The sequence below is a fragment of the Sphingomonas sp. P3_C6 genome (genome assembly GCF_056402595.1).
This window is the reverse complement of sequence record NZ_JBFUHB010000004.1, coordinates 100,478-112,939: the sequence shown is the minus strand read 5'-3', so window position 1 is coordinate 112,939 and position 12,462 is coordinate 100,478. Positions and strand designations below refer to the sequence as shown.

The 12,462-nt window shown below is 63.1% G+C and carries 13 protein-coding genes and 1 tRNA gene; 12 read left to right on the top strand and 2 right to left on the bottom strand.

Annotated elements, in window-relative coordinates; translation table 11 throughout:
• The first annotated feature begins 7 nt into the window (after nucleotides 1–7).
• The 4 genes from AC1DT7_RS06835 to purQ all read left to right on the top strand — a co-directional run bounded on the left by AC1DT7_RS06835 (nucleotide 8) and on the right by purQ (nucleotide 3,259).
• Complete coding sequence (locus tag AC1DT7_RS06835; RefSeq protein WP_478035117.1) at nucleotides 8–901, top strand: DUF4349 domain-containing protein; 894 nt, start codon at nucleotides 8–10, stop codon at nucleotides 899–901.
• A 99-nt stretch (nucleotides 902–1,000) separates the two neighbouring features.
• Entirely contained in the window at nucleotides 1,001–1,780 is a 780-nt protein-coding gene (purC, locus tag AC1DT7_RS06830) for a phosphoribosylaminoimidazolesuccinocarboxamide synthase (RefSeq protein WP_478035115.1), read from the top strand.
• Between the two features lie 583 nt (nucleotides 1,781–2,363).
• Nucleotides 2,364–2,594: a phosphoribosylformylglycinamidine synthase subunit PurS gene (purS, locus tag AC1DT7_RS06825; RefSeq protein WP_478035113.1), complete on the top strand. Its 231-nt coding sequence runs from the start codon at nucleotides 2,364–2,366 to the stop codon at nucleotides 2,592–2,594.
• Nucleotides 2,591–3,259 (top strand): phosphoribosylformylglycinamidine synthase subunit PurQ, encoded by a 669-nt coding sequence (gene purQ / locus AC1DT7_RS06820; protein ID WP_478035111.1) that lies wholly within the window; start codon nucleotides 2,591–2,593, stop codon nucleotides 3,257–3,259. The genes purS and purQ overlap by 4 nt, the downstream gene beginning before the upstream one ends.
• Nucleotides 3,260–3,665: 406 nt before the next feature.
• On the opposite strand, the gene AC1DT7_RS06815 is transcribed toward purQ, so the two are convergent.
• Nucleotides 3,666–4,004, bottom strand: coding sequence for a hypothetical protein (locus AC1DT7_RS06815; RefSeq protein ID WP_478035109.1), 339 nt, complete (start codon nucleotides 4,002–4,004; stop codon nucleotides 3,666–3,668).
• On the bottom strand, nucleotides 3,997–4,740 hold the full coding sequence (locus AC1DT7_RS06810) for a queuosine precursor transporter (RefSeq protein ID WP_478035107.1): 744 nt from the start codon (nucleotides 4,738–4,740) through the stop codon (nucleotides 3,997–3,999). Before AC1DT7_RS06810 ends, AC1DT7_RS06815 begins: the two co-directional genes overlap by 8 nt.
• Nucleotides 4,741–4,825: 85 nt before the next feature.
• Here AC1DT7_RS06810 and AC1DT7_RS06805 point away from each other — a divergent pair.
• From AC1DT7_RS06805 to AC1DT7_RS06770, 8 genes are all read left to right on the top strand, one after another.
• Nucleotides 4,826–4,902: transfer RNA gene (locus tag AC1DT7_RS06805), tRNA-Arg, on the top strand.
• 210 nt (nucleotides 4,903–5,112) lie between these two features.
• On the top strand, nucleotides 5,113–5,415 hold the full coding sequence (locus AC1DT7_RS06800) for a PadR family transcriptional regulator (RefSeq protein ID WP_478035355.1): 303 nt from the start codon (nucleotides 5,113–5,115) through the stop codon (nucleotides 5,413–5,415).
• On the top strand, nucleotides 5,412–6,053 hold the full coding sequence (locus AC1DT7_RS06795) for a hypothetical protein (protein ID WP_478035105.1): 642 nt from the start codon (nucleotides 5,412–5,414) through the stop codon (nucleotides 6,051–6,053). The genes AC1DT7_RS06800 and AC1DT7_RS06795 overlap by 4 nt, the downstream gene beginning before the upstream one ends.
• Nucleotides 6,054–6,176: 123 nt before the next feature.
• On the top strand, nucleotides 6,177–6,590 hold the full coding sequence (locus tag AC1DT7_RS06790) for a hypothetical protein (RefSeq protein WP_478035103.1): 414 nt from the start codon (nucleotides 6,177–6,179) through the stop codon (nucleotides 6,588–6,590).
• Between the two features lie 35 nt (nucleotides 6,591–6,625).
• Nucleotides 6,626–7,135 (top strand): hypothetical protein, encoded by a 510-nt coding sequence (locus tag AC1DT7_RS06785; RefSeq protein ID WP_478035102.1) that lies wholly within the window; start codon nucleotides 6,626–6,628, stop codon nucleotides 7,133–7,135.
• Between the two features lie 84 nt (nucleotides 7,136–7,219).
• Nucleotides 7,220–8,098 (top strand): ABC transporter ATP-binding protein, encoded by an 879-nt coding sequence (locus tag AC1DT7_RS06780; RefSeq protein ID WP_478035100.1) that lies wholly within the window; start codon nucleotides 7,220–7,222, stop codon nucleotides 8,096–8,098.
• A gap of 13 nt (nucleotides 8,099–8,111) precedes the next feature.
• Nucleotides 8,112–11,693: an ABC transporter permease/M1 family aminopeptidase gene (locus tag AC1DT7_RS06775; RefSeq protein WP_478035099.1), complete on the top strand. Its 3,582-nt coding sequence runs from the start codon at nucleotides 8,112–8,114 to the stop codon at nucleotides 11,691–11,693.
• A gap of 233 nt (nucleotides 11,694–11,926) precedes the next feature.
• Nucleotides 11,927–12,457, top strand: coding sequence for a dihydrofolate reductase family protein (locus AC1DT7_RS06770; RefSeq protein WP_478035097.1), 531 nt, complete (start codon nucleotides 11,927–11,929; stop codon nucleotides 12,455–12,457).
• Nucleotides 12,458–12,462 lie beyond the last annotated feature (5 nt).

Sequence of the window (12,462 nt, the reverse complement as noted above, 5' to 3'; positions counted from 1 at the left end):
AGCGACGATGCGTTTGTTGTTGATCCTGCCGATCTGCTTCGGACTCCCTGCGTGCAACAAGGTGCAGAACAAGCAAGCACCGCAAGCGATGAGAATGTATGATGTACAGGCGCCCGCCCTCCCACCCGCACCGGAGCGACCCACTCAGCGGGCCGCGAAACCAATCGCCGTATCCGTGCCCAAAATGGCCTATGCCTATCGCTATGCATTCACCCTGCCCGGAACGACGATCACCAAGGCGCAGGAAGCGCATGTCGCGCTTTGCGACAGGCTTGGTCCCTCACGCTGCCAGGTGCTCGCGCTGAGCAACGGCATGGCGGATGAAGGTATTGCCAGGGCGACACTCAAGCTGCGCGTGGCAAGTGCGATCGCCCGGCAGTTTGGCACATCGCTGGAACAGGCAGTCTCGGGCGCCGGCGGCCGGGCAACCAGCCGCTCGATCTCCGCCGAAGACGTATCGAAAGACATCTCGGACACCGAAGCCCGGCTGCGCCAGCGCGCGCTGCTGGTCGAGCGCCTCATGGAGGTGTTGCGAACGCGCAAGGGCAGTGTCGCTGAACTGGTCGAGGCAGAACGGAGCGTCGCCACGGCGCAGGAGGAAATCGACCAGGCCAAGGGCTGGCTGGCAGAACTGCAAAGCCGCGTCGCGATGTCGACGATGGACGTGGATTATACCGCCGCAGTCCCATCGATCGAGCATGTCGACGCCAGCATCGGCGATACGGTCGCGGCATCGGCCAGCGCCTTTGCGATCGCCATGGGAGGCATGACACGCGTGCTGATCTTCGCGGTTCCCTGGCTGATCTTCGTCGGCCTTGGCTTCTGGGGCTGGCGCCGCTTCCGCCGCTCCCGGCCCGACGCCCCGACGAGCGACCTGGAACCCGTCGGGCAGCCAAGCTGATTGCGCCAATGGGCCCCTTCCGATATAGCCCCGGTCTTCCGGCCCCGGCCTGCGCTTCCGCGCCGCCGGGGCTGCTCATTTTCCGAGGGTAATGCCATCATGGCTCGCCGCCGCCAGATCTACGAAGGCAAAGCCAAGATCCTCTACGAGGGTCCCGAACCCGGCACCTTGATCCAGTATTTCAAGGACGATGCGACCGCATTCAACGCCCAGAAAAAGGGCACGATCAGCGGCAAGGGCGTGCTCAACAACCGCATCTCCGAGCATATCTTCACCCTGCTCGGCCATATCGGTGTGCCGACGCATTTCATCCGCCGCCTGAACATGCGCGAGCAGCTGATCCGCCAGGTCGAGATCATTCCGGTCGAGGTGGTGATCCGCAACGTCGCCGCCGGATCGCTGTCGACGCGGCTCGGGATCGAGGAGGGTACGCAGCTACCCCGCACGATCATCGAATATTATTACAAGGACGACGCGCTCGGCGATCCGATGATCACCGACGAGCATATCGCGGCGTTCGGCTGGGCGAGCCAGGAGGAGATGCACGACATCGCCGACCTGGCGATCCGCGTGAACGATTTCCTGTGCGGCCTGTTCGCGGGGATCGGCATCCGCCTAATCGACTTCAAGCTCGAATTCGGGCGCATCTGGGACAATGATTATGCCCGGGTGATCCTTGCCGACGAGATCAGCCCCGATGGCTGCCGTCTGTGGGACATGGAAACCAACGAGAAGCTCGACAAGGACCGGTTCCGCCGCGACCTTGGCGGCGAAGTCGAGGCCTATCAGGAGGTCGCACGCCGACTCGGCCTGCTGCCCGAGGGTGCCGATGGCGCCGTGCTCGATCTGGAAAAGCACCGGCTCAGCAAGGGCAAGTAGCGCTTCGGGGCCAATCGCCGGAGTCGTGCGCGACCATCGCGCGCTGGATGCAGTGGTTGCCGCTCTCGGCGACCAGTCGCGTGCCGGACGCAATGGCTTTTGCGCTGCCCGACGCCCATATCCATCGGCTGCCTCACCGAGGCAGGGTGCACGAGGCGCCGGCAGCCGGGTGGTGCCCGCCCCCATCACCACACCGCCGTCACCCTGAACTTGTTTCAGGGTCCAACTCTTCACCGCGATGTCGTCGGCCGCTGCGCGATGGATGCTGAAACAAGTTCAGCATGACGGCAGCAAAAAGGGACCCTGGCGATTCAGACAAGCGGCGCGCTCATCATCGCGCCCTGGCTAGCTGTTTGGGAATAGAGTGGCGGAAGGGCGCCGCCCCATAAGCCGGCCGCACTCTGCGCCTCAGCGCCTTGCCCGAACCATGATGCTGCGCCGCAATCAGGCCGTTCCGCGATGTGCATCAGCGCCGCCCCGCCCGGACAAGGCTGATCCGGCCGCGGAAATCTTCCATGAAGCTTGCGGCGACGCGCTACCCTCGCCATAGGGTCGCCATTCAATCCCAAGCCAGGAAACGCCCATGAAGCTTCGCATCTTCGTCACGCTGAAGAACGGCGTGCTCGATCCGCAAGGCAAGGCGATCCACAAGGCGCTGGACGGCCTCGGCTTTACCGGGATCAACGATGTCCGCGCCGGAAAGCTGATCGAGCTCGACGTGGCGGACGACACGAGCGACGCGAGCATCGACGAGATGTGCCGCAAGCTGCTCGCCAACACCGTGATCGAAAACTACCGGGTGGAACGCGCATGAAGACCGCGGTCATCGTCTTTCCGGGCTCCAATTGCGACCGCGACCTCGCCGTCGCGCTGGAGGCCGTCACCGGCAAGCAGCCAGCCATGGTATGGCACGGCGAGACGAGCCTGCCCGACGGCGTCGGCCTGGTCGCCCTGCCCGGCGGCTTCTCCTACGGCGACTATCTCCGCTCCGGCGCGGTCGCGGCGCGATCGCCGGTGATGCGTGCGGTCGTCGAGGCGGCCGAGCGCGGCCTGCCGGTGCTGGGCGTCTGCAACGGCTTCCAGGTGCTGACTGAGACCGGATTGCTGCCCGGCGCGCTGATGCGCAACGAAGGGCTGGATTTCGTCTGCCGCGATGTCGAGCTGACCGTCGCCAACGCCCAGTCGACCTTCACCAGCCGCTATGGCCAGGGTGAGACGATCACCGTTCCCGTTGCGCATCACGATGGCAATTACTTCGCCGATGCCGAAACGCTCGACCGGCTCGAAGGCGAAGGCCGGGTCGCCTTCCGCTATGCCGGCCAGGTCAACGGATCGGCGCGCAAGATCGCCGGCGTGCTCAACGCGGCCGGCAATGTGCTCGGCATGATGCCGCACCCGGAACGCCGTATCGAGGCAGCGCATGGCGGCACCGACGGCCGACGCCTGTTCGAGGGCCTGCTGGAGACGGTCGGGGCCTGACCCCAACCATCCAAATAGGTACTTGCATTTCCAATCCCCCCACGTCATACCATGGACCATGGCTATGACCATTCCCTACGCGCAACCGCGCCCCGCCAGCCGTCGACATTGACGCTCGCGTAACCGCGCCCGTTTTCAGGGGTGCGGCGGGATGGGACATCGCTCCGCGCGCGGAGCATCACGATCCTGCCCGACATACAAAACTCCCGAATTTCTGCTGCCTTCAGGTGTGGCCGAACGCAATACAGTGCGCGGCCGGTTTGTGATTCCGGTGCAAGCGGGTGCAAATCCCGCCGGCCACCCCTGAGGGCAGCAGAGCCGGCGTGGCGACATGGGAAGGCAGGCGACCGCCAATTCGCCTTCGGCGGTTGCGATGAGGGCCTGGAGCTCCCTTGGATATAACCTATTAGGTTATTTCGTTACTTCGAAACACGTGGCTGTAGCGCGCGAGCAGCGTCAGCGTTACCGGCCACAAGCAGGTGTTCCAGATATCGTGCCAGTTCGCGGGAAAATCCGGCTTGTCGCCGATGACCAGAACGTCACGCAGGTCCCACGCTTCGCCGGCCAGCGCGCAGGCGAAGACGATAATCACCGGACGCCAGTCGCCGACGCGCCATTTGAACAATCGCGCCGCCCCGAACAGGACCAGCAGGCCGATATAGATATGGAGCGCGTCCTTCGCGAGGCCGGTATGATCGGTCAGCCAGAGCTTTGCCGTCTGGAAGGCGCTTAGATGGTCAAACACGCGCTTTGAACGGCGTAAAATCGGTGCCGTGGTCGAATATGTCGACCCCCTCGCTTCGCTTCAGGAAATTGACCGCGAGATAGGTGAACGGCGTCAGCAGCACTTCCCACGACACCTTCAGCACCCACTGCGTGACCAGCACCTTCAGCACGAGATCGTTGGTCCAACCCTCGGCGTAGAGGAAGGCGAGCGGATAGAAGATCAGGCTGTCCACCCCCTGCCCCGCGATCGTCGAGCCTATCGTGCGGGTCCAGAGATGCCTGCCCTTGGTCCACACCTTCATTCGGGCAAGGACATAGGAATTGACGAACTCGCCCGCCCAGAAGGCCACCATCGAGGCGAACACGATCCGAGGCACCTGGCCGAAGATCACCTCATAGGCGGCCTGGTTCTTCCAGTCGGGCGATGGCGGCAGCGCGACGACGACCCAGGACATGAAGGCCATGAAGGCGACGGCGACGGCGCCTGCCCAGATCACGCGGCGGGCGCGGGCATAGCCATAGACCTCGGTCAGCACGTCGCCGATCACATAGCTGATCGGGAAGAACAGGATGCCGGCGCCGAACGGCCACAAGCCGATGCCCGGCAGGTTCACCACGGCGACCTTGCCGGCGCCGAGTACGTTGGACAGCAGGATGATCGCGACGAACGCGGCCATCACGAAATCATAATATCGAAAATGGCCGCCAGCCACATCGCCCGCGCTGACCGCCTTCAGCCCGTTTACACCCGCCATGCCGGCATTCCCCCATCTTTGACGCGATCATTTTATGAAGCCGGTTTCGCGCCCGCGCAATCCGCGCTAATCCCCGCGCCATCGCGCGCCCGTAGCTCAGTTGGATAGAGCACGAGACTTCTAATCTTGAGGCCAGTGGTTCGAATCCACTCGGGCGCGCCATCATCGTCAAACCGGCGGGCGAGCGGTGGGCGCGGAGACCGGTTTGGCCTGGGCTGTGAGCATGGCGGCGCTCGGCGCGTCTAATGGAACGTTCGGCTGGACCGCGATGACTGGCTACAAGAACTTTCAGAAGTCGGCCGCCGGCCAAACCGCATATGCGAACGCTAGGCCATGTCTTGACTCCGAACTCTACATAGGTTGTTTGAAGCCATGCCGCGTAACCGCCGACCATCGAAGCAAATGCTCGCCCTCCTAGAGGCGCTGACCGCGGGAGGGCGGCAATGGCGCCATGGCTATGACCTCATGAAGGAGACCGGGCTCATGTCCGGCACGCTCTATCCCCTATTGATGCGGATGAATGAGCAGGGTCTGGTCGAAGCGGAATGGCGTGAGCCGGCTCAGCTGGGCCGGCCCGCGCGTCATGCGTACCGCATCACGGCGGCCGGAATCGCTGTCGCCCGGACCAACGATGTCGCAGGTAACGCCCCTTCCACACGAACGGCGCTCGCGTGACGACCGGTCTGGCCCGGGCAATCCTTGCGGTTGCGATCACCAGTCTGGCCGAACATCATCGCGAATGGGCATGCGCGATGCGCGGTGAATTCGACGCGGCGATCGAGGATCGAAGGGCCCTGGGTTTCGCGATGGGCTGCCTTGTCGCAGCGTGGCGGGAAATGCCCAGACAGGCAGAAGGACGCTTCGCTCTGGCGATTTACGCCGTCGCGCTCTGCCTGATGCTGCCCATTGCCCTTCTTCAGTTCGAAAATGTGGCGGCAATGCCCTTTCCGGCTCCGGGGCAAGCCGGATCGCTTGGCGTGTTGGCGCAACACAGCATGCGCGACCCCTATTCGGCGGGCGCTTATCTGGCGGCCGTACCGTCGCTGCTAGTGCTTTGGGTGTTGATCGGCATCGGGCATCTGCGCCTTGCCTGGTCGCTCCTCGATCGCAACTGGCCACAGGCCGTAAAGATGGCGGCGTTCAACGTCGCGGTATCGGCGACGCTGGTCATCTTCACCGTGGTGCTTTTCCTCGATGATGCGGGCGCTGGGTGGCAGGCTATGGCATCGGCAGTCGAGCTGGGCGCCATTCACGCCTTTTCGACATGGCATGCCCGGCTGTTCGCGGATGCACCTTCGGCAGGGATCGCCTGACTCCGAAGCGAGGCGCCCGCGGCTTCAACGACGCTCCCGGGAAGCTTGACTCTTAAATCTACATATGTCGTGATACGCCCATGCCGAAGAGTGAAGTCGCGTCGCTCATGGGGATGGTGAGGAATGAAAGCGCTTCGATCGTTGATACTGGTCGGACCTCGCAGATGGATCGCGCTGGCGGTCGCTCTGGCAGTCGTGCCGTCGGGTCTAATATGGCGCGCTAACCGGGTGCCGCACCTGGCGTACGACGCCGCCGACGGCGAATATTCCAGCTATTGCTGCGGGAATATCGAGCTGCGCGCTGGCGACCTGTACGCCAATAGCGCGCGCCTGACCGGCTATGTCGTCAGGCGGGACGAACGCGGCCCCTATCTTCTTCCGGATACCTTCGTCGGAACCTTGAACCGAGGCGTCGAGGCCGACGGGAGCAGGCCTCCGCGCCGGCTGAGGCTCGACACCCTCCCGCGCCCAAACCGGATCGAGTTCCCGGACGCCGACGGCCCATCCAGCTTCCGGCGCAGGGTGGCGCGGCGATAGGTCGAGAGTGCTGCACGACCTCAGGACAAGACGATATGATGCTCACTGCTCTCACCTGGTTCGTGTTCGGCTATGCCGCCTTGAAGCTGGTGGGCATGTCGCTGGCCAGAAAACCGGGCTTCGGGCTTACCGCGATCAGCTTTCCGGAGCGCCTCCGCGCGGGAGAGCCGGCACTCCTCATCATAGCGTTCTCGGTGTTCGTCCCGCTGGCGTTGCTGATCGCCTCCAGTGCTGCGCGGTCCATGAGAGGCACCTTCGACGAATCCACGGTATGCTATGGTCAGATCGTGGCGCTGCGGCATTTGCCCGCGGTGCGGCAGGCCGCCGATGATTCGACCGTGTATGACCGTGTCGAGAATTTTAGATTCTTCGCCTACGCGACGGGGCAGGAACTTCGCATCAAGCCGCCGGATGTGACTGCCATATTGAGCCAGAGGACGGCATCGACAGCCGCCCGGTATGCCCGCAACAGGACCGGTAAACTGCAGCGCCAGATGGACCGTGAAATCGCGCAGGCGCTCAATTGCCTCGGGAAGTCCAAATGAATTTGGGCGGACGTCGCAACACTCCGGTCAGGCCGCTGCTCAAATATTAATTCTACATATATCGCCATAATATTGGAGAGCGAAATGATTGCCATCGCCAATCTGAGCCATGTCTACGCCAACGGCACCCGCGCGCTCGACGATGTGACCCTATCGATCCCCACAGGCATGTTTGGCCTGCTCGGTCCCAACGGTGCCGGCAAGTCGACCCTGATGCGCTCCATCGCGACGCTGCAGACACCGACATCGGGTAGAATCGTTTTCGATGGGATCGACGTCGTCAGGGAACCCGAGGCGCTGCGTCGGATGCTCGGTTATCTGCCGCAGGAATTCGGCGTTTATCCGCGTATCTCCGCCTATGCGATGCTCGACCATATGGCGGTGCTGAAGGGTCTCGCCGATCGCGCCGAACGCAAGGATACGGTCGAGGCACTGCTCCACCAGGTCAATTTGTGGAGCGTGCGCAAAAAGGCGCTGGCCGGCTTCTCCGGCGGCATGCGGCAACGGTTCGGCATCGCGCAGGCGCTGATCGGCAATCCCCGCCTGATCATCGTCGACGAGCCGACGGCCGGCCTTGATCCGGAGGAGCGCAACCGCTTCCTCAACCTGCTCGCGGCGATCGGCGATACGGTCGTCATCATCCTGTCCACTCACATCGTCGACGATGTCGCCGATCTTTGCACGCGTATGGCGGTGCTGGCAGGGGGCCATATCCTGCTGGAGGGCGCGCCGCAGGAGCTGGTCGCGAAAATGCATGGCCGAATCTGGGAAAAGACGATCGACCGGGCCGCCTTCGACGACCATGCAGCCGATCATCGCGTGATCTCCACCCGTCTGTTTGCAGGGCACACCATCATCCACGTCGCGTCCGACACGTCGCCGGGCGATGGATTCGTGCCGGCCGCAGGCAGCCTTCAGGATGTCTATTTCTCGACGCTCGACGCAGCGCGCCGCGCTGCCTGAAGGGGACAGGACGATGTTGCTCAAGATCGCCGGGTTCGAGCTGCGCTACCAACTGCGCAACCCGCTATTCTGGATCGCGGTGGCCGTGTTCGCGGTACTGGTGTTCTGCGTCACGATCGGGCCGGGCTCGATCGGAGCGGGGCCCGGCCTTCACAAGAATGCGCCGTACAAGGTGGCGCAGCTCTATTTGATGCTGTCGGTCCTCTACATGTTCGTGTCGGCGGCTTTTGTCGCCAACGCGATCGTGCGTGATGACGAGACCGGCTTTGGGCCGATCCTGCGCACCACGCACATTTCCAGGGTCCAGTATCTGTTCGGCCGTTATGCCGGCGCGTTGCTGTTGGCCACTTTGGGCTTCCTCGCCATTCCGACGGCGCTGTGGCTCGGGACGCTGATGACATGGGTCGATGCCAGGCTGTTCGGGCCGAACGATCTGGCTGCCTATCTGATGCCTTATCTTTGCTTCGCGCTGCCCGATTTGTTCATAAGTTCGGCGCTGTTCTTCGCGCTGGCGACGATGACACGCTCGATGATGGCCACCTATGTGAGCGTCATCGCGCTCCTGATGTTCTGGCTGGCCGCGACCATCGCCTCGCATAACGGTCACGGCCTGCTGGCCGCCTATATCGATCCGTTCGGTCTCGGCGCTGTCACCTGGATCACCCGCTCCTGGACTTCCGAAGAACTCAACACCTTCGGCACGCCGATCTATAGTGTGGTGCTCTGGAACCGGATCCTCTGGATCGCGATCGCCGCGGCCTTCCTGTCATTGGCCCATGCTCGCTTCCGTTTCAGCGACCGGGCGCCCCGCGCAGCACGCCGCCGCAGTGCCGAGGATGCGTCGCCCGCGACCGTCGCCATCGCCGGCGGCGGCATTCCCACGGCCAGGCCGCATTTCGGCACGGCGACGGCCTGGGCGCAGCTGCGGGTTCGTACGCGACTGGATATGGCCCAGATATTCCGCAGTCCGGCCTATGGCGTGCTGTTGGTGCTCGGCCTGATATTCTCGGTAGCCGGCCTGCACGACCTCGATCCCGCATGGGGAACCCCGTCCTTGCCCGTTACGCGGCTGATGGTTCAGCTACTCAACGACAATTTCCAACTGATCCCGCTCATCATCGCGATCTATTACAGCAGCGAGCTGGTCTGGCGCGAGCGCGACCGCAACATTCACGAAATCATCGGCGCGAGCGCCATTCCCGACTGGGCCTATGTCGTACCCAAGATCGTGGCGCTTACGCTGGTGCTGCTTTCCACGCTGCTGGTCAGCATGATCGGCGCTGTGGGTATCCAGCTGTTCCACGGCTACACGCAGTTGGAGCTGGGCCATTACCTGTTGTGGTACCTGCTGCCCAACGCGGTCGACTATGTGCTGATCGCGATCCTCGCCGTGTTCGTACAAACGATCAGTCCCCACAAGTTCGTCGGCTGGGGGATCATGCTGCTCTTCGCGATCTCGCGATCTCAACTCTGGCGGCTGGGGCTGCTCGGGTTCGAGGATCATCTCTTCACCTACGCGCAGGGTCCGGCGGTGCCGTTGTCCGACATGAACGGGCAAGGCCAGCTTTGGATCGGCGCCTGGAGCTTTCGGGCTTATTGGACAGCCTGCGCCGTCCTGTTGCTCGTGCTGAGCCACGCCCTGTGGCGGCGGGGTGCCGAGACGCGGCTGGCCGACCGCTTGAAACGGCTTCCCCGCCGCTTGCATGGACGGGCGGGCGGTGTGGCGGCGGCGGCGTTGCTGGCCTTCGCCGGGATCGGCACCTGGTGCTTCATCAACACCCATGTCTGGAACGTCTATCGCACATCGTCCGGCGACGACCGTTACTCTGCCGACTATGAGAGGCAGCTGCTCCCGTATGAAAACACGCTCCAGCCAGCGGTCACCATGGTGCGCGCGAAGATCGATCTGTGGCCCCACCAGCACGAGATGATCACGCGCGGCACGCTCGATCTGGTCAACCGGCAGGTGGTGCCCTTGTCCGAAGTCCATCTTCGCATGCGCTCATCCGACGTGAAATGGACTGGGCTTACGGTCTCCGGCGCGCGCCTGGCCAAGGATTATCCCGATTTCCAATATCGGATTTACCGGTTCGCGACGCCGCTGGCGCCCGGCGCGGTGGCGCAGATCGCCTTCACCACCGTTTACCGGCAGATCGGTTTCAGCAATGAAGGCGACGATACACGCGTGTTCGACAACGGCACCATGATCCCGAGCGCCGAGTTTCTTCCCGCAATCGGCATGGATCGCTCGCGCCTGCTCGATGATCCGTTAAAAAGGCGCAGATACGGCCTGCCCGCGGACCTCGCCCGTGCCAGGCTGGAGGATCTGTCCGCTACGCGGGCCAACCGGAATCATAGCGACTGGATCACGTCCGACGTCACGCTCACGACCGATGCCGAACAGACGCCCATCGCCCCCGGCACCAAGGTTGCCGACAGCACGACCGGCGGCCGCCGCACCGCGCGCTTTGTCGTCCAAGTGCCGACGCAGAATTTTCTCGCAATCCAGTCCGCCCGTTATCAGGAGCGTCACATTCGCCACGGAGGCGTCGACCTTGCGGTCTATTACGACGCAAGGCACGGCCGAAACGTCGATCGGATGCTGGCCGCGTCAGCGCACGCGCTCGATACCTATCGTGCCGCCTTCGGCCCGTACCAGTTCAGCCACATGCGTATCGTCGAGTTCCCGACCTACGCGACGTTTGCGACATCCGTCGCGGGGACTTTCCCCTATTCGGAAGGGTTCGGCTTCATCGCCGACCTCTCCGACAGGAGCGGGATCGACTATATAAGTCAGGTCGTCGCGCACGAACTGGCCCATCAATATTGGGGAAACCAGGCGACGCCGGCAGATATGCAAGGCGCGAGGATGCTCGACGAAACGCTGGCGCAGGACGCCGCCCTGCTGGTGATGGAGAAGACCAAGGGACGCGACGAGGCCCGCCGCTTTCTCCGCCAGGAGCTCGACCGATATCTGTTCTCCCGCGGCTTCGAAGTTGGGCAGGAGTTGCCGCTCGCACGGGTGGAGAACCAGGAATATATCGCGTATCAGAAGGGCGAGCTGGTCATGTATCGCCTGCGCAATGTGCTCGGCGACGAACGCGTCAACGCCGCGCTGCGGCGCTATCTCGAGCGCTTCAGGTTTCGTCCCGCCCCGTATCCGCGATCGCTCGACCTCATCGCCGAATTCCGCAAAGGCGCCAGCCCGGCGGAGAACCAGTTGATCACCGACCTGTTCGAGAAGATCACCCTCTATGACGTAAGGACTACGGGAGCGAATGTCCGGAAGATGCGCGACAGTCGCTTTGAAACGACCCTGACCGTCGAGGCGCATAAATATTATGCCGATGGCGAGGGAAAGGAGACCGAAGCGCCGCTCGCGGAGCCTATGGGCTTCGGCCTGTTCACCGCCATGCCCGACCGGGGCCCGTTTGCGGCACGGAATGTGCTAGCGCTACGGTCTGTCGCGATCCATAGCGGGGTGCAGCAGATCAAATTCGTCACCGCCGCGAGGCCCAGCTATGCGGGCGCGGATCCCTTCGCTGTTCTGATCGATCGCAACGCTGACGACAATGTTATCGCGACCACAGGATGATGAGTCGGGAATATCGGCCTTCCAGATGCGACACGACGGACGCGAATAGCCAGGAGTGAGGCGCAGAGCGGCCATCAAGCTGCTACGTCTTCCAGGCTGCTCAGTGCTGGGGTCGAACAGGCCAAGATGAGCACTCCAAAATCCGATTGCGGTATAAAAGCAGTTGGACTTATAACCGATTGCATACCGCAATCGGAATTAGTCATCGATGCGGGGTGAAGGGAGGAGGCGGCATGGCCAAGCTCGTTTTCGGCATGAACCAGTCCCTGGACGGCTATGTCGACCATATGGGTTTCGCGCCTGGCCCAGCGCTGTTCCGCCATTTCGTCGACGAAGCGCAGGGACAGACAGGCAGCGTCTATGGTCGCGAGATGTACGAGATCATGCGGTATTGGGACGACGAGCATTCCGAATGGGATGCGGACAGACGCGCTTTCGCTGCGGCGTGGCGGAAGCAGCCGAAATGGGTCGTCTCACGCTCGCTGACCTCGGTCGGGCCCAATGCAACGCTTGTCGGGGACGATCTCGAGGGTGCGATCCGCGCGTTGAAGGCCGGGCGCGACGGGGAGATCGAGGTTGCCGGCCCTACCCTGGCGCACAGCCTTACCGAGCTTGGCCTGATCGATGAGTATCGAATCTATCTGCATCCGGTCGTGCTCGGTCGCGGCAAGCCCTATTTCGCCGGCGCCCGGCCGCCGCTCCGCCTCGCGACCTGCGACCGGATGGGCGAGGACGTGATCAGGCTCACCTATATTCCAGCCTGACGTCG